The following is a 15,732-nucleotide window of genomic DNA, read 5'->3' as shown; positions in this document are numbered from 1 at the left end:
AGTCTGTCAAGCAGAGCGCAGCACGCTCGCAATCGCAGAACGTCATGCTGAGCTTGCCGAAGCATCTCTACCTCACGTTTGAGTTACTCTCGTAGTAGAGATGCTTCGACAAGCTCAGCATGACGTTCTGCGATTGCGAGCGTGCTGCGATAATATGACTTTTCTGTAACCACCAGATACCATTATTCATCATCCATGAAATTTCGTTACTTGCCCTTGCTGGCCCTAACCGTGGCCAGCTGCTCCCAAGCCGATAAGTCTGACTCTGCGGGCGCAGCCGCCGGCGACAGCCGCTTCGATGCCTTCAAAGGCCAATTTATTGAAGCACTGTGGCGGCACAACCCCGAAGCGGCTTCCTGGGCAGGCTACCACAAATACGACTCGCTGCTGGTGATACCCGACGCGGCCCAGCGCCAGCGCGATGCCGCCTTCAGCCAGCAACACCTGGCCGCACTGAACAGGTTTGCGCTCGACAGCCTTTCGCCCAACAACCAGATTGACCTGCGCCTGCTGCGCAACGAGCTGCGCGCCAACCGTTGGTACGCCGATACCCTCAAGAACTGGCAGTGGAACCCCGCCAGCTACAACCTGGGGGCCTCGGTGGGCGACCTGCTCAACGGCCGGCACTTCCGCCTCGACCGACGCCTGCGCAACATCTCCGATAAAATCAGCCACGCCCCGGCTTACTACGCTGCCGCCCGGGCCAACATCAGCAATCCCACCCGCGAGCACACCGAGCTGGCCATGAAGCAGAATGCCGGCGGCCTCGCCGTATTCGGCGCCGCCCTGGCTGATTCTGTTCGCAAATCCGGCCTGACAGAGCAGGAAAAGAAAACCCTCACCGAGCGCATTGCCAGCACCCGCCAGGCCGTGCAGGGCTACATCGACTTTCTGAAAAACGATGTGCTGCCGAAGGGCAAGTTTCGCTCGTTCCGCATCGGGCGAGAGCTGTACAACCAGAAGTTTGCCTACGACATTCAAGCTCATTTCACGGCCGATGAAATCTACCAGGAAGCACTGAAGCACAAGGCCGAGCTGCTGCACGACATGGAACGCCGTGCCGCCCGCCTGTACCCGAAGTACTTCCCCGGCCAAAAAGCACCCGCCGACACCCTGACCTTGATTACGGCTGTAGTCAATCAGCTGACGCTGAAGCATGCCCCGCGCGACGGATTCGTGGATGCCGTGAAGCGCCAGATTCCCACGCTGGTGGCTTTCGTCAACGACAAAAAGCTCCTCACCCAGGACCCCAGCAAGCCGCTGGTGGTACGCGAAACCCCGCTCTACATGCGTGGCAGCGGCGCGGGCGCCAGCGTTTCGGCGCCCGGCCCCTACGACACCAACGCCAACACCTACTACAACGTGGAGCCCATTCCGGCCGACTGGACGCCAGCCCAAGCCGAAAGCTACCTACGCGAGTACAACGATTACACCCTACAAATTCTCAATATCCACGAAGCCATTCCCGGCCACTACACGCAGCTGGTGTATGCCAACCGCTCGCCCTCGCTCGTGAAAAGCATCTTCGGCAACGGCGCCATGATTGAGGGCTGGGCCGTGTACGCCGAGCGCATGATGCTGGAAAACGGCTACGGCAATAACTCCGACGAAATGTGGCTGCTCTGGGACAAGTGGAATATGCGCGTAACGCTTAATACCATTATCGACCACATGATTCAGGTCGACAACGCCAGCGAAAACGACATCGTGACCCTGCTGCGCCGCGACGGTTTTCAGGAGGAAGCCGAAGCCCGCGGTAAGTGGCTGCGCGCCACCCTCAGCCAAGTGCAGCTGAGCAGCTATTTTACGGGCTATACCGAAATTTATGCCCTGCGCGAAGAGCTGAAACAGAAGCAAGGCAAGGCGTTTGACTTGAAATCATTTCATGAGAAATTCCTCAGCTATGGCAGTGCTCCGGTGAAGTACATCCGCGAGCTGATGCTGCCGCAGTAAAACGCCCATCTATTGCATACGGCAGCGTGCCGCGCAAAGGAATCATTTTGGGATGAAGTTTGTGTGGACTCCACCCCCGTTCAACTGCGGGTTGCCGAGGACCAATTTGCTTGTATATGTTTGATTTCTTACGGAAAGACGTGGTGCTTGATACGGACGATGCCGGGCTGCGCCGGCTTACCCACGAACGGCTGAAAGTATTTACCAAGTTTACCGCCGATAATTGTCCGGTTTGTGAAATGCTGGGTCCCAGCTTCGCCAGGTTTGCCGATGATGAGGCCTACGAAGGCATTTTGTTTCTGCGCCTCGACGCTGACCAAAGCCCCGTGGCCAGGCAGCTCATGAATGAGCGCGCGGCGCCTTTCTTTGTAAGCTACTGCCAGGGTCGTGTTGTAGAGTGCGACACCCGCCATACCGAAGCCGATGTGGAGGCCCAACTTGCTCGCCTGCGCGCGCTGATGCCCCACACCGCGTAGCCGTTCGCGGCGGGAGGGCCCGCTACCTTTGGGCGTGTTTTTTCTGCTCTCCAAGATTCTCGACTTTGTGTTGCTGCCCACGGTGTGGCTGCTAGCCCTGCTGCTGGCAGCGTTCCTTGCCCGGCAGCCCCGGCGCCAACGCCAATGGTTGGGGGCCGCGTTGGCCCTGGCCTTGCTCACTACCAATCCCGCGCTGGTGAATGAGGCCCTGCTGGCCTGGGAGCACCCCCCCGTGCCGCTGGCTGCCTTGCCCGCCCGAGCCGATGCTGCCGTATTGCTCACCGGCATCACGGAAGTAGATAAATCTCCACACGACCGGGTATACTTGGGCCGCGGGGCCGACCGGCTCACCAACGCGCTGTGGCTGTACCGGGCGGGGCGTGTCCGGCGCATCATTATATCGGGCGGGTCGGGCGCGGTGCTCGACAAGGCCAATGCGGAGGCAACTGAGCTGGCCACGCTGTTGCGGCTGGCGGGTGTGCCGCAGCGCGACATTCTGCAGGAAGCCCGAAGCCGCAACACCCGCGAAAATGCCCTCTTCACCAAACAGCTGATAGCGGCCAGTCCCGAACTGGATACCCTGCTGCTCGTTACCTCCGCTTTCCACCAGCGGCGGGCACTGGGCTGTTTCCGGAAGGCAGGGCTTCAACCCCTCGCAGTACCGGCCGGCTTCCTCAGCACCGACCGGCTCAGCACACCGGCCTATTGGCTCGTGCCCAGCCCCCAGGCCCTGGCAAACCTGAGCATTCTGGTGCACGAAGTAGCCGGCTGGCTAACGTATAAAGTGATGGGGTATTTGTAGTGGGGACGTAACGGGGTTTATTCCGTTTTATCCTTTACCTCCACTTTCTTTCCTATCCACACCGACTTCTGGTTGACGAACTCTCGTATGCCCAAGTACGACAGCTCGCGCCCGTAGCCCGACTTTTTAACGCCGCCAAACGGCAGCTCCGGCGAAGATTTTACCAAGCCGTTCACAAACACAGCGCCGCTCTCTATCTGCCGGGCCATGGCTTCGCCTTTGGCCGCGTCGGCGGTCCACACCGCGGCGCCCAGGCCAAAGCGGGAGTCGTTGGCGAGGCGCACGGCATCATCGGCGTTTTTAGCTTCCAGCACCAGGGCCACGGGGCCAAATAGCTCCTCGGCATAAGCCCGCTGTCCGGGTTTGATATTCGATAGAATCATGGGGCGAAACAAGGCCGTGCCAGGCTTCGCCTGGCCGCCAAACAACTCCACTTTGGCGCCTTGGGCCACAGAGTCTTCTACCTGCCCGGTGAGCTCATCAGCAAGGTCGGGCCGGGCAAGGGGTCCATATTGGGTGGATTCGTCGAGCGGGTCGCCGGGGCGCATGGCCAGCAAATGCGTTTTCATGAGGCTGATAAAATCCTTAACCACCGGCTTTTCTACAATGAAGCGCTTGGCCGCAATGCAGCTCTGGCCGCTGTTTATCATGCGCGACTGAGCGGCGGTTTTGGCGGCCAGCTCCAGGTCGGCATCGGCCAGCACAATGAAGGCGTCGGAGCCGCCCAGCTCCAGCACAGTTTTCTTGATTTGAGCCCCCGCAATGGCGGCCACCGATGCCCCGGCGCCTTCGCTGCCGGTGAGGGTGGCGGCCCGCACCCGGTCGTCGGTCAGCAGCTTCTCCACCAGGTCGGAGCCAATGAGCAGCGTGCGGAAGCATGCGGGCGGCAGGCCTGCGTCATGAAAAATGTTTTCGAGGGCCAGTGCGCACTGGGGCACGTTGGAAGCGTGCTTCAGCAGGCCCACGTTGCCCGCCATCAGGGCCGGGGCGGCAAAGCGAATTACCTGCCACAATGGGAAGTTCCAGGGCATTACGGCCAGCACCACGCCTAATGGCTGGTAGCTGATGAAGCTGCGGCTGGCGTCGGTTTTAATGATTTCGTCGGCCAGAAATTCCTCGGCATGGTCGGCGTAGTACTCGCAGCAGCTGGCGCATTTCTGCACTTCGGCACGGCCGTCGGTCACGGGCTTGCCCATTTCCAGGGCCATAAGGCGGGCCAGGTCGTCCTGCCGCTCGCGGAGCAACTCGGCCGCGCGGCGCAGGATTTCGGCCCGGTGCGCAAAGGAGGTGGTTTGCCATTTGGCCGCGGCCCGGTGGGCCTGGTCAAGAATGCGTTCGGTTTTGGGCCAGGTGTACGCGGAGAAACGACGCAATACACGGCCGGTATGCGGGTTGTAAGATTCGATAGGCATGGCGGGTGGGGAAGGGGGGTAGAAAGAAAAGCGGGAGTAGAATCATGTACGGCAGACGGCGCCAAAAAGCGGGTGAGGCGCGCGCATCCGGTAAACCTTCAACTTGTGCAATGGTAGTACGGTTACGAACTGTTGCACCTTAGGGTCTCAATTGCGCTGCTTACTGTATTTTCGTGCGCTTAGCATGGTGCCGGTCGCGGCTTCATCATTCACTTTCTGTCACTACTGTGTCCGATACTCCCCTCATATCCCTGCCACCTGCCGCCGAGGCAGAACTCGTCAGACGGCTGCAAGCCCGCGACGAATCGGCCATGACCTTGTTCTACGAGCGGTACTCGTCGGCGCTCTACGGCGTCATCTTCCGCATCGTGAAGGCCGAGGACGAGGCCCAAGACGTACTGCAAGAGGCCTTAATCAAGATATGGCACGCGTTTGCCAGCTACGACGCCAGCAAGGGGAGGCTATTCACGTGGGTTCTCAACATTTGCCGAAATCTCAGCATCGATAAAATCCGCTCGCGGCAGCACCGCGTAGGTAGCCATACTCAGGGACTGGACGATAGTCTAATAGCGCAACGCCAAGCCGCGCCCACCACCTTCCGACCGGAGCATATTGGCTTGCAGGAAATAACCCAGAAACTAATTCCTGAGCAGCGCCAGATTATCGACCTGCTCTATTTCGAGGGCTTCACTCAGAGTGAAGTGGCGGAGGAGCTTAACATTCCTCTGGGAACGGTGAAAACCCGCGCCCGCACCGCCATCAAAGTCCTTAGCAAACTTATTCGCTGAACCATCGTGGAAAATATCCAAGAATATATAGAATCGGGCATTCTGGAGCAATACGCTCTGGGACAGCTCACGGCAGCCGAGCAAGCTGCCGTTGAAGCACACGCAGCAAGCCATCCGACCATACGGGAAGAGTTGGAACAAGTTCAGACGGCCCTGGGTTTTTATGCCGAAGCGCACGCCATCACTCCACCCGCAGGCATGCGGGAACGGGTGCTGGGCAACGTAATGGCCCAGATTTCGGCCCCAGGCAGCGCACTGCGCGCCGATGTCGATGCCCTGGCGAAGGCCAGCGCCAATACCCAAAAAAGTGCGCCTGCTGCTGTTCAGCCATCGGGTACTGCTCCCGAAGCCGTTGTTCGTCCCATGTCGTCGGCTCCGGTGGCCGAGCCCGCCAGTCGCTCCATTTGGGCAATGGCTGCTTCGGTGGCGCTGCTGCTAAGCCTTGGTGCCAACGCGCTGTTTTACAGCCGATGGAAGGAAGCCAGCAATGACCTGGTGGCCTTGCAAAATGACCAGGCCCGGTTTGCCCAAACCACTACGGTGATGGACAAGCAGCTCGGCGAATTGCGTCAGGAAAACCAGGTGCTCCGCAGCGACGAGTTCCGCACGGTGGCCCTGGCGGGCACCAAAACCGCTCCCCAGGCCCGGGCCCGGGTGCTGTTCAACCCCGCCACCCACAAGGTGTATCTCGACGTGAAAAACCTGCCAGCGCTGCCCGCGGGCAAGCAGTATCAGCTGTGGGCCCTCGACAATGGCAAGCCCGTAGATGCCGGTGTGCTCGCCGCCGCCACGGTCTCGGGCGAAGGCCTGCAGGCCATGAAAGACATCAGCAGTGCCCAAGCCTTTGCCATGACGGTGGAGCCCGAAGGTGGCAGTGTTAACCCCACGCTAAGCACCATGACCGTGGTCGGTAATATCTAAAGCCGCGTTCGGCTAAAGCATCATTAGGGTGCCAGTAGTTACCGCTTGTTAGCTAAATTAGCTAGCAAGCGGTAATTTTGTTTTAACGCCTTTCCTTTTTACCAGTTAGTATAGCCCATGCACGGTTCTATTATTACGTTGCTAAAACGCTACGTGCAAACCCAGTACGACCACAGTACCTGGGTTAAGCTTGTTGAGCTTTCGGGCCTTGATAAGATTGAGTTTGACCACAAAACGGTTTATCCCGACGAGCACGTGTATGCCCTGGTGGGCCGCGCCGCCGAAATGACCGGAATACCAGCCGAAGAGCTTCATGAGAAATTTGGCGAATACCTGGTGCCAGACCTCATGTACATGTACCAGAAGCTGGTGCGACCCGAGTGGAAAACCCTCGACATGATTGAGCACACGGAAATGACCATGCATAAGCAAGTGCGCCAGGAGCACAGCAAAAACGCGCCGCCCGTGCTCGAAGTCACCCGCATCAATGAAAACGAGCTGATGATTGAGTACGTGTCGCCCCGCCGCATGAGCGGGCTGGCCGTTGGCATTGTGCGAGGCCTGGCTAATTATTACGACGAAGCCGACCGCATTGACGTAATGCCTACTACTTCAGAAAATGGGGAGCGGGTGCACATTCACGTACGCCGCACTGCTTGACCAAAAGCAATCAGCGAACCTCTTTTTTGTAGAAACCCAGCTCCTTAAATCAGCGGCTTTATGCTCCTAAAACACGTCGCATTTACCTGCTTCAGCTTGTTTGCGCTAAGTGCGTGCGGGCAAGCTGAGCCCGGTAACTCGGGCGTGACCAGCCCCACCTACGACCGGATGCTCAAGGCTGTGTACCGCAACACCGTGCCCACCATAAAGCCGGTTGAGTTGGTGTTGGAAATGAGCAAGCCTAGTTCTCCGCAACTGCTCGATGCCCGCAGCCCGGCCGAATTTAAGGTGAGCCATTTGCGCGGGGCCCGGTTCGTGAACTACGACTCGCTGGCCGCGGAAAAATTCGTGGGCCTCGACCGCAGCCAGCCGGTGGTGGTGTACTGCTCGGTGGGCTACCGCAGCGAGCGGCTGGGCGAGCGCCTGTACACTTTGGGCTTTAAAAACGTCCGCAATTTGTATGGCGGGCTGTTTGAGTGGGTCAACCAGAATTACCCGGTTTACAATGCCCAGGGGCGGACCCATAACGTGCACCCATACTCGGCTTTATGGAGCCCGTGGCTAAAAAATGGACAAAAAGTATATGAGTGATATATACTTGGCGGAGGCTGATGCTTCGCCACAGGAAAACCATTTGTTGGTATTTGCGCGGGTGCCTGCTCTGGGGCGAGTGAAAAGCCGACTGGCGGCGGGCATTGGAAAAGAAGCTGCCTTGGCTATTTACCAGGAGCTGTTGGCCATCACGCGCACGGCCATAACGCAATCAGGGGTGCCCACCACGGTTTGGATGGCCGACACTGCTGGCCCGGAGCCTACCGCTGCCGAGGCCCTGGAGTGGAATGGCATGCCTACCCGCTGCCAGGAGCCTGGTGATTTGGGGCAGCGCATGACCGCCGCTTTTGCAGCTGCTTTTGCGGCAGGAGCGGAGCGCGTGGCTATCATCGGCACCGATTGCCCGGGCTTGCGCGATACGCATTTAACTCAAGCCTTTGCCTTGCTAGCCGACCATGAAGTAGTGCTGGGCCCCGCAACCGACGGGGGCTACTACTTGCTGGGGCTTAGCCGGCCACACCCCGAGCTTTTTCTCAACAAAGCGTGGAGTACAGAGTCGGTGCTAAAGGACACCGTGGCCGATGCCGAACGCCTGGGGTCGCGAGTGGCCTTCTTGCCGGAGTTGCACGACGTGGACACTGCCGCCGACCTGGAGGCGTGGCGCAGCGCATCTTAAGAACCTGTTCGAAAAATAAATGGACGGTCATGCTGAGCTTGTCGAAGCATCTCTACCGAGCAAGTAATCCCAGTATTTGAGGTTAGTTGAGCGATAGAGATGCTTCGACAAGCTCAGCATGACCGTGTAGCAGCAGCACGACGTTCTACTCGCAGAGAAGGTGTTTTCGGATAGGATTTAAGTTTACTTAACTACCGAATTGGCTGTGGGAATAGTGTCTGAATTTTCAGCTGGCGCATGATTTCCCTTGGGCTGCCGGAAAAGCTCCCAGACTAGCACCACCAACGTTACAAAATACTCCAAGCCGACCAGCAGTAAGTTTTCGGTGTAAGCCGTGGTTTGGTAGGCGGCGTAGGAAAGCACGGCCATGCCGCCCCACACGAGCGGGTAGCGGAAGCGCGAGAGCGCACTGAGGCCAATCAACAAAGTCAGGTACCAGGGGTGAACCGTGGTGGCCAGCGCGAAATAAACCGTGAGCAGCAGGAGCAAAGCTTGCGGCAAGGTAGCCAAGCCAGGACGGCGTTCTCGCCACGCCAGTACCAGCCCCAAAAGAGCGCTGAGCAGCGCCAACGCCGGGCCGATTATGGCAATTTGATTGTAGGAAGTGAGCCAGATACCTACGGGCCGCAGCAGGTAGTAAATGCTGGCATTGAACTCGAAGCTGCGGAAATACAGGTTGAGGCTCCGGCTGATGTTTATAAATAACTCCACCGAAAGAAACGGGCTGAAGAGCAGCACCAGCGTGCCGCCGCAAATGGCGGCATAACCCAAAAACCGCCGCCAGCCCAGCCGCCGCACCAGCAGTGGCAGCGCCAGCAGGGGCAGGAGCTTGGTGGCCACGCCCAGCCCCAAGGCCACTGCCGAAGTTATCCAGCGGCCTCGGCTCAGTAGCCACAAGGCCAGCAGCAGGCAGCCCAGTACCAGTCCTTCAAAATGCAGATTGCCGGTGAGCTCCACAATGACCAAGGGGTGGAGCAGGTATCGCAGCGCTTGCTCGGGTCGGCCGCCCAGCCCAGCCAGCAGCGCTAGCAGCAGCCACGCTACCCCGGCTTCCGCTAGTAGTATGAGTACACGTAGGCTGCCAACAAAGCCGACGTCGGAAGTTGGAAAGGCGCGGGCAGCGGCTCCAAACACAAACTGGCAAACTGGCGGATACACCGAGTAATAATGCGGGGAGTTGAGGAGGCGGTACAACTGTTGCAGCTCGGGCAATGCCTGACTCCGCTTTTGCTCATCTTGGATGGCCGTGCGTGCCCCGTCGGCAATGATTTCATCGGGCCGGAACTGGAAAGGATTCACGCCGTTGGCAACCAAGAGGCCGTCCCAACGAAAGCGGTGCACGTCGTCGGAGAGGGCTGGTGTGGCGGGCAGCCACACCAGACGGAACACTAGGGCCGCGGCCAAGCCCCAGCGCCAGGTAAGCTGGCTGCGCAGCAACCACGCGTAGGCAAGCAGGGCCGCCGCAAATAAGCCCACCAATTGTCCGAAGTTTTCACGTGGGGTGGCGTAGGCCAGGCCCGCGTACGCCGCACCGGAAACCAGCAACGCTGCCACTTGGGAAAACGATGGAAGCATAAATGCGAAGGTGATTTAGGGTTTATCCGAAAAAATAAACAGACCGTCATGCGGAGCTTGTCGAAGCATCTCTACCACGAGAGTAACTCAAACGTGAAGTAGAGATGGTTCGGCAAGCTCCGCATGACGGTCTGTTTGCCAAGAAGGTGTTGTCCGGTAGGTTCCTAACGGGTGATAGTCATATAAAGGGGAGCAATGCGTGAAAAAAATCACCTGGAAGCTGCATGCTTGATTCACCACTGAGTTTCGATGAATTGCAGTCTGAAAATTTCCGCCATGCTACTGCTGCGAATGGCGCACCGAATAATAGCACACGGCCGCAAACCCAAAGGTGAGCAGGGTGTGGAAAGGAAGCAGGCCCACATCGCCAAAATATATTCCGGCCCCGAGACCAAAGGCAAAATATGCCGCTAAAACCCCTTCCAGCACCACGAGCAGACCCACGCCCCCTGTGCGGTAGCGCCGCTTGGCGCGGCCCTTGCTGCCGGTTTTGGGTGTGCGGACAAAGGGCGTGCGCTGGCCCATCCAGCCCAGAATGACTGCCCGGGCGTTGTGCAGCGCCAGGCCCATCGACACCGACAGAAACAGCAGGAAAAATCCGGGATACAACCGCGTCTTGTTGGCGGGCTGGGCCAATTGCCACGCCGTATAGTAGTAATAAATGAGTGGCGCGAAGCCCAGCAAAAACACCGAAGCCAACTGGAATACTAGTTGAAACTCGCGGTAGTCGGCCCGCACAAACACCAGCGGCACGCTCAACAAGGCCATGAGCATGATGACCACATACACGCTGCTGTTGAGTAGGTGAAACGTGGCCTGCAGCTTGGTGGCCAGCGGCTGCGACGAGCGCCACATGGTGCCCAGGTGCTTGCGGGCCGTTTCGGCCGCGCCCTTGGTCCATCGGAATTGCTGCGACTTGAGGGCGTCCATCACGGCGGGCAGCTCGGCGGGCGCAATGATTTCGGGGCGGTACACGAAGCGCCAGCCGCGCAGCTGGGCGCGGTAGCTCAGGTCCAGGTCCTCGGTGAGTGTGTCGGTGTGCCAGCCACCGGCATCGGCAATGCAGCTGCGGCGCCACACGCCCCCGGTGCCGTTGAAATTGATGAAAAAGCCCGCGAACGTACGGCCTACCTGCTCGATGAGAAAGTGCGCATCGAGGCCGAAGGCTTGCAGGCGGGTCAGTAGCGATTCGTCCTGGTTAAGGTGCCCCCAGCGGGTTTGAACCACACCCACCCGCTCATCCTGCAGAAAGTAGGGCACCGTGCGGCGCAGAAAATCCGGCGTGGGCACAAAGTCCGCGTCGAAAATGGCGATGTATTCACCATCCGTTTCGTCCAGGCCGTGGCGCAGGGCGCCGGCTTTGTAGCCCTCGCGGCCAGGGCGGCGCACGTGGCTGATATGCAAGCCTTGTGCAGTGTGGTGGGCTACGCGCGCCGCGGCCAGGCCCACAGTGGCGTCGGTCGAATCGTCGAGCACCTGAATGTGCAGGCGGTCGGCGGGGTAGTCGAGCGCGGCCGTGGCGTCAATCACCCGTTCTACCACGTTTTGCTCGTTGTAGAGCGGAAGCTGCACCGTGACCTTGGGCCAGCTGGCGGGCGCTGACGGCAGGGGTGTTGGAGGGCCAGCATAGGCGCGGCGCGCCAGGCGCGTGAGCTGCCACTGCCCCAGGCTGAAGCAGATGATAAATAGCAGGCACATACCGTACAGCACCACAAGCAAAAGGGGCAGCAACGGCATCAGTAACAGAAACTAGAGACCAAAAACACAGAGAACGTTTGCTAGAAAGTAGCAGCACAGAAGCGGCCGGGCGCTTACCAATACCGAAAAATGGTCCATAAAATCTTATAGCCGGCCCCGATGGTGCCGCGCACCGTGCCCGACACTTTGCTGGTGCCAATGCGCTTGCGGTAGCGCACGGGCACCTCCACGGTGCGCAAGCCCTGGCGGGCGGCTTTCACTTGCATCTCTACCGTCCAGCCGTAGGTTTTGTCTTCCATATTGAGGCCAAGCAGGGCAGGGGCGAGAATGGCCCGGAAGGGCCCTAAGTCGGTGACTGTGCCACCGTAACGCAGGCGCAGCAGCCGCGACGCAAGCCAGTTGCCAAAACGTTGCTGAGGGAGGAGCGACCCACGCTCGCGTGTGCCCAGCGCCCGCGAGCCAATGACCATGTCGGCGGTGCCTTGCAGTAGGGGAGCCAGCAACTCGGGCATTTGTTCGGGAAAATCAGAATGGTCGCCGTCAAGAAATACGACGATTTCGGGCTGTTCGGATTGAGGCTTGCCGAATACGTAGGCCATGCCTGCCAAGCAGGCGTAGCCATAGCCGGGGCGGGACTCATGCAGCACGGTGCCCCCAGCCGCCCGGGCGGCCGCACTGGTATCATCGGAAGAATTATTATCAACCACTACAACTTCCTGTACCAGGCTGGTCGGAATTTCTGCCAGTACCAGGCCTATGGCCTTGGCCTCGTTGTGAGCCGGAATAATGACGCTAATGCGGGGATGAACCATGAAAACTTAAACGCGGAACCGGCCCGCAGCAAACCAAAATGCCGGACAGCACGCGCCAACCGCACCACAAAGATGCCGCCGCCGCCGTAAAGCAGCACGGTGCTGCAACTTTGCGGCTGTTATCCATTAAACTCGACCATGCTTCAGGTAGGCCAACCCGCTCCCGACTTTACTTTGAAAACCACCACCGGCGGCACGTTCCGCCTCTCGGCGCTGCGAGGGCGGCACGTGGTACTTTATTTCTACCCCAAAGACGATACGCCCGGCTGCACGGCCCAGGCCTGCAGCTTTCGCGACCAGTACGAGGACTTCCAGGACCTCGGCGCTGAAGTAGTCGGCATTAGCTCCGACAGCGAGAAGTCGCATCAGAAGTTCACTGCCAAACACAACCTGCCTTTTCAGCTGCTGGCCGATGAAAAAGGCGATGTGCGTAAACTCTACGAAGTGCCCCGGGCGTTGCTGGGCCTTTTGCCGGGCCGTGTCACGTATGTGATAGATAAGAATGGCATTATACAGTATATCTTTAATTCCTTGAGTGGGGCCGTCGACCACGTAAGCAAGACCAAGGAGGTGCTGGAAGGCTTACCGGCTTAGTGCTTCAGCTCGCATGCCGCGTATCGAACTGGAAATGCTGGTGCAAGCCCCGCCCTCGGCATGTTATGCCTTGGCAATGAACGTGCAGGCTCATCTCGATTCAACGCGGCAGACTGGAGAACGGGTTGTGGCGGGGCCCACTACGGGCCAGTTGCAACTCGGTGATGTGGTGACGTGGGAGGGACGGCATTTTGGCTTTCGACAGCGGCTAACGGTGCGTATAACGGCCGCTTCGCCGCCACACCATTTTCGGGATGAACTGGTAGAAGGAGCCTTTCGCACCCTGTGCCACGACCATTATTTCGAGGCCGTTCCAACTGGTACCCGCGTGCGCGACGTGTTTGAGTTCAGTAGTCCGGCCGGAATTGTGGGGCAATGGGTCGAAAGGCTGTTTTTGACCAACTACCTCACCCAGCTTCTCACGGCCCGTAATGAGTTCCTAAAGGAGCAGCTCGAGCGTTAACCTTGGATTTTGCGTAATCAATAAGCATCAATTACTTGCCTTCCATGCTCCGATTCTTTCTGCTGCTACTGTTGCCATTACTACTCGCGTCCACTGCCGGCCAAGCCCAAACTGCTCCACTCAACGCCACGCTCGACGGCTACGAGTATCCTTTTCCGGTTAAGATATTGCCGCTGAAGCTTGAGGGACAGGCCCTGCGCATGGCCTATATGGATGTGCCCGCCACGGCCAGCCCCAACGGCCGCACTATCGTGCTGCTGCATGGCAAAAATTTCTTTGGGGCTTATTGGCGCGAGACCATCAAGGCACTCACGGCGGCAGGCTTCCGGGTAGTAGTACCCGACCAGATTGGCTTCGGTAAGTCAGATAAAGCCGATATCCACTATTCCTTCCATCAGCTGGCCCGCAATACCAGGCAACTGCTCGACACATTGGGCGTGAAAAAAGCCGTCATCTTAGGCCATAGCATGGGCGGCATGCTCGGCACCCGCTTCGCTCTAATGTACCCCGAAACCACCGAAAAGCTGGTGCTCGAAAACCCCATCGGCCTGGAGGATTATCGCATGGGCGTGCCATTTCAAAGCGTAGACCAAGCTGAAGCCGGCGAGCTGAAAAGCACCGAAGCCAGCATCCGCAAATACCACGCGACGTACTATCCCAACGGCTACCCCACTGCGCACGACCAGTGGCTGCTACCCTTCGCCGCCCAAACGCGCAGCCCCGACTTCGCCAAAGTCGCCCGCGCCAATGCCCTCACTTTTGACATGATTTACCAGCAGCCGGTGAGCCATGAGTTTAGTCGCATCACAGTGCCCACGCTGCTCATTATTGGCCAGGAAGACCGCACGGTAGTGGGCAAAGGCTTAATTAAAGACCCCAAAGTGCTGGCTCAAATGGGGCAGTACCCGGCGCTGGGCCGCCGCACCGCCGCGCAGATTAAAGGCGCCAAGCTGGTGGAGCTAAAGAATATTGGTCACATTCCGCACCTGGAGGCAACGGCGAAGTTTCACCAAGTGCTGCTGGCTTTTTTAAAATAACACGTAAATAGCTGAGCTATAAGTCATGTTTTTCATGTGTTATTAATGGATGTTTGCAGCTTGCGAAGGGGGTGCACACTACTCAAATCACTGTTTTTTTGAACACTGTTAGGTGCATTGGCTGCTTTTCTGTCTTCGAAAGATTGCTGCTCTGCACCCCTGAATCAGGAACTACTATCGTAACTCCTCACAACGACTTGATAAACGACCCCGCCGGCAGCGAGGATGGGGCCGTAACCCCTTCCCTGCGGGTTGTGGGGTATGTGCTGTCCACCCTAGTGGCGTTGTATCTCTGGCTTCTCTGTTCGCCCTACAAGCTGCAGTACGGACCGATTGCGCACCAGTACTACAATGACGATGGCATTTTCTTCGGGCTAGTCACCAGCGTTCTGCTGCTGCTGGTGCACGGAGCCCGTGCATTTGGGATGCTGGTCGTATACCGGAAGAAGCCTTCAAGCCTCACCCTGGCGTTCATGCTATTTTACTTCTTGACGGCCTGCTATTGGGTGTACCATGTCATCAGTAACGGGGCCATGCACGAGTATTAACCCTCGTTTCATCTCCGACCGTTTTCGTGAACAGTATGCCATAGTGCTGTGTGTTGTGAGGTGGTTTAGGAATGCCGGACAGAAGAAGGACGTATATTTCTTCTGTTATGACAGCTAAAAAGAGCGGGTCGTCGCCCGATCAACGACGCAAATACGACGAGGCGTTTAAGGCCGAGGCCCTGCGCTTGGCCAGCGAGAGCCGCAGCACGCAGGCCGCGGCCCGTGAGTTGGGCATCAGCCCCAAACTGCTTTACCGCTGGCAGCAAGCGCAGCTCGTGGCCGAGGTAGGCAGCGTGGAAGTGGCCCGCGACCCGGAGGTGCGCGCCCTGCGCGCCCGCCTCAAGCGGGCCGAGCAGGAGCTCGACATTTTAAAAAAAGCCTTGGCCATCTTCGCCCAGCCGACCCCGTGAGCACCTACTGCTACATCGCCCAGCGCCAGGCACAGGTGCCCGTGCGCCAGCTCTGTCAGGTGCTGCGCGTGGCCCCAGCCGCCTACTACGCCTGGCACCGACAGCGGGACCAGGCACTGGCCGAGCCCACCTGGCAAGTGGCCGTGCGCGAAGCCTTTGCCTATCACAGTCAGCGCTACGGCACGCGCCGGCTGCGGGCCGAGGTGCAGGCCCAAGGCCATGCCGTGGGCCGTTGGCGCATCCGCCGCGTGCTCCACGCGCACGGCTTGCTGTCCCAAACGACCCGAGCGTTTTGCACTACCTCCCACGAGTCCGACGCGGCCGTGCGCGCCGCGCCCAACCGCCTGCTGGGCCA

At 58.9% G+C, this 15,732-nt stretch carries 18 protein-coding genes; 14 read left to right on the top strand and 4 right to left on the bottom strand.

What is annotated here, in order from left to right:
- Positions 1-195: 195 nt before the first annotated feature.
- The 3 genes from ACP7AJ_RS20715 to ACP7AJ_RS20705 all read left to right on the top strand — a co-directional run bounded on the left by ACP7AJ_RS20715 (position 196) and on the right by ACP7AJ_RS20705 (position 3,231).
- A complete protein-coding gene (locus ACP7AJ_RS20715; RefSeq protein ID WP_426062127.1) occupies positions 196-1,953 on the top strand; it encodes a DUF885 domain-containing protein in 1,758 nt (585 codons plus the stop codon).
- A gap of 116 nt (positions 1,954-2,069) precedes the next feature.
- Positions 2,070-2,429 (top strand): thioredoxin family protein, encoded by a 360-nt coding sequence (locus ACP7AJ_RS20710; protein ID WP_426062126.1) that lies wholly within the window; start codon positions 2,070-2,072, stop codon positions 2,427-2,429.
- A 34-nt stretch (positions 2,430-2,463) separates the two neighbouring features.
- On the top strand, positions 2,464-3,231 hold the full coding sequence (locus ACP7AJ_RS20705) for a YdcF family protein (RefSeq protein ID WP_426062125.1): 768 nt from the start codon (positions 2,464-2,466) through the stop codon (positions 3,229-3,231).
- Between the two features lie 17 nt (positions 3,232-3,248).
- Here ACP7AJ_RS20705 and ACP7AJ_RS20700 read toward each other — a convergent pair whose 3' ends face one another.
- On the bottom strand, positions 3,249-4,643 hold the full coding sequence (locus ACP7AJ_RS20700; RefSeq protein WP_426062124.1) for an NAD-dependent succinate-semialdehyde dehydrogenase: 1,395 nt from the start codon (positions 4,641-4,643) through the stop codon (positions 3,249-3,251).
- Between the two features lie 227 nt (positions 4,644-4,870).
- On the opposite strand from ACP7AJ_RS20700, the gene ACP7AJ_RS20695 reads away from it, so the two are divergent.
- The 5 genes from ACP7AJ_RS20695 to ACP7AJ_RS20675 all read left to right on the top strand — a co-directional run bounded on the left by ACP7AJ_RS20695 (position 4,871) and on the right by ACP7AJ_RS20675 (position 8,240).
- On the top strand, positions 4,871-5,431 hold the full coding sequence (locus tag ACP7AJ_RS20695) for an RNA polymerase sigma factor (RefSeq protein WP_426062123.1): 561 nt from the start codon (positions 4,871-4,873) through the stop codon (positions 5,429-5,431).
- Between the two features lie 6 nt (positions 5,432-5,437).
- Positions 5,438-6,352, top strand: coding sequence for an anti-sigma factor (locus ACP7AJ_RS20690; protein WP_426062122.1), 915 nt, complete (start codon positions 5,438-5,440; stop codon positions 6,350-6,352).
- Between the two features lie 117 nt (positions 6,353-6,469).
- A complete protein-coding gene (locus ACP7AJ_RS20685; RefSeq protein ID WP_426062121.1) occupies positions 6,470-7,012 on the top strand; it encodes a heme NO-binding domain-containing protein in 543 nt (180 codons plus the stop codon).
- 60 nt (positions 7,013-7,072) lie between these two features.
- The gene (locus ACP7AJ_RS20680) at positions 7,073-7,603 is read left to right on the top strand and encodes a rhodanese-like domain-containing protein (protein ID WP_426062119.1); all 531 of its coding nucleotides are present in this window, start codon (positions 7,073-7,075) and stop codon (positions 7,601-7,603) included.
- Entirely contained in the window at positions 7,596-8,240 is a 645-nt protein-coding gene (locus ACP7AJ_RS20675; protein WP_426062118.1) for a TIGR04282 family arsenosugar biosynthesis glycosyltransferase, read from the top strand. Before ACP7AJ_RS20680 ends, ACP7AJ_RS20675 begins: the two co-directional genes overlap by 8 nt.
- A 183-nt stretch (positions 8,241-8,423) precedes the next feature.
- Here the strand turns inward: ACP7AJ_RS20675 and ACP7AJ_RS20670 are convergent, their stop codons facing one another.
- From ACP7AJ_RS20670 to ACP7AJ_RS20660, 3 genes are all read right to left on the bottom strand, one after another.
- Positions 8,424-9,815 carry a glycosyltransferase 87 family protein gene (locus ACP7AJ_RS20670; protein WP_426062117.1) on the bottom strand — a complete coding sequence of 464 codons (1,392 nt, stop codon included), beginning with the start codon at positions 9,813-9,815 and terminating at the stop codon, positions 8,424-8,426.
- Positions 9,816-10,094: 279 nt separating this feature from the next.
- A complete protein-coding gene (locus tag ACP7AJ_RS20665; protein WP_426062116.1) occupies positions 10,095-11,552 on the bottom strand; it encodes a glycosyltransferase in 1,458 nt (485 codons plus the stop codon).
- A 74-nt stretch (positions 11,553-11,626) separates the two neighbouring features.
- Positions 11,627-12,325, bottom strand: coding sequence for a glycosyltransferase family 2 protein (locus ACP7AJ_RS20660; RefSeq protein WP_426062115.1), 699 nt, complete (start codon positions 12,323-12,325; stop codon positions 11,627-11,629).
- Between the two features lie 138 nt (positions 12,326-12,463).
- Between ACP7AJ_RS20660 and ACP7AJ_RS20655 the strand changes: the two genes are divergently transcribed.
- The 6 genes from ACP7AJ_RS20655 to ACP7AJ_RS20630 all read left to right on the top strand — a co-directional run.
- Positions 12,464-12,919, top strand: coding sequence for a peroxiredoxin (locus ACP7AJ_RS20655; protein WP_426062114.1), 456 nt, complete (start codon positions 12,464-12,466; stop codon positions 12,917-12,919).
- Positions 12,920-12,932: 13 nt separating this feature from the next.
- Positions 12,933-13,382: an SRPBCC family protein gene (locus ACP7AJ_RS20650; protein ID WP_426062113.1), complete on the top strand. Its 450-nt coding sequence runs from the start codon at positions 12,933-12,935 to the stop codon at positions 13,380-13,382.
- A gap of 44 nt (positions 13,383-13,426) precedes the next feature.
- Positions 13,427-14,419: an alpha/beta fold hydrolase gene (locus tag ACP7AJ_RS20645; protein WP_426062112.1), complete on the top strand. Its 993-nt coding sequence runs from the start codon at positions 13,427-13,429 to the stop codon at positions 14,417-14,419.
- Between the two features lie 197 nt (positions 14,420-14,616).
- Positions 14,617-14,967, top strand: a complete 351-nt coding sequence (locus tag ACP7AJ_RS20640; RefSeq protein ID WP_426062111.1) for a hypothetical protein — start codon at positions 14,617-14,619, stop codon at positions 14,965-14,967.
- 107 nt (positions 14,968-15,074) lie between these two features.
- Positions 15,075-15,377, top strand: a complete 303-nt coding sequence (locus ACP7AJ_RS20635; protein ID WP_426062110.1) for a transposase — start codon at positions 15,075-15,077, stop codon at positions 15,375-15,377.
- Positions 15,374-15,732 (top strand): IS3 family transposase (locus tag ACP7AJ_RS20630; RefSeq protein WP_426062109.1); only part of this gene is annotated, 359 nt, incomplete at its 3' end. The genes ACP7AJ_RS20635 and ACP7AJ_RS20630, both read left to right, overlap by 4 nt.

This window comes from Hymenobacter sp. B1770 (assembly GCF_049896385.1).
Taxonomy (GTDB): Bacteria; Bacteroidota; Bacteroidia; order Cytophagales; family Hymenobacteraceae; genus Hymenobacter.
The sequence above is the reverse complement of the archived record's forward strand: the minus strand, read 5'-3'. Positions and strand labels throughout refer to the sequence as shown.

What these genes read in the sequence shown, in the direction of transcription:
- ACP7AJ_RS20665 (WP_426062116.1), bottom strand. Translation starts at nt 11,552, where the DNA reads ATGCCGTTGCTGCCCCTTTTGCTTGTGGTGCTGTACGGTATGTGCCTG.
- ACP7AJ_RS20680 (WP_426062119.1), top strand. Translation starts at nt 7,073, where the DNA reads ATGCTCCTAAAACACGTCGCATTTACCTGCTTCAGCTTGTTTGCGCTA.
- ACP7AJ_RS20700 (WP_426062124.1), bottom strand. Translation starts at nt 4,643, where the DNA reads ATGCCTATCGAATCTTACAACCCGCATACCGGCCGTGTATTGCGTCGT.
- ACP7AJ_RS20650 (WP_426062113.1), top strand. Translation starts at nt 12,933, where the DNA reads ATGCCGCGTATCGAACTGGAAATGCTGGTGCAAGCCCCGCCCTCGGCA.
- ACP7AJ_RS20710 (WP_426062126.1), top strand. Translation starts at nt 2,070, where the DNA reads ATGTTTGATTTCTTACGGAAAGACGTGGTGCTTGATACGGACGATGCC.
- ACP7AJ_RS20645 (WP_426062112.1), top strand. Translation starts at nt 13,427, where the DNA reads ATGCTCCGATTCTTTCTGCTGCTACTGTTGCCATTACTACTCGCGTCC.
- ACP7AJ_RS20635 (WP_426062110.1), top strand. Translation starts at nt 15,075, where the DNA reads ATGACAGCTAAAAAGAGCGGGTCGTCGCCCGATCAACGACGCAAATAC.
- ACP7AJ_RS20675 (WP_426062118.1), top strand. Translation starts at nt 7,596, where the DNA reads ATGAGTGATATATACTTGGCGGAGGCTGATGCTTCGCCACAGGAAAAC.
- ACP7AJ_RS20655 (WP_426062114.1), top strand. Translation starts at nt 12,464, where the DNA reads ATGCTTCAGGTAGGCCAACCCGCTCCCGACTTTACTTTGAAAACCACC.
- ACP7AJ_RS20660 (WP_426062115.1), bottom strand. Translation starts at nt 12,325, where the DNA reads ATGGTTCATCCCCGCATTAGCGTCATTATTCCGGCTCACAACGAGGCC.
- ACP7AJ_RS20715 (WP_426062127.1), top strand. Translation starts at nt 196, where the DNA reads ATGAAATTTCGTTACTTGCCCTTGCTGGCCCTAACCGTGGCCAGCTGC.
- ACP7AJ_RS20670 (WP_426062117.1), bottom strand. Translation starts at nt 9,815, where the DNA reads ATGCTTCCATCGTTTTCCCAAGTGGCAGCGTTGCTGGTTTCCGGTGCG.
- ACP7AJ_RS20685 (WP_426062121.1), top strand. Translation starts at nt 6,470, where the DNA reads ATGCACGGTTCTATTATTACGTTGCTAAAACGCTACGTGCAAACCCAG.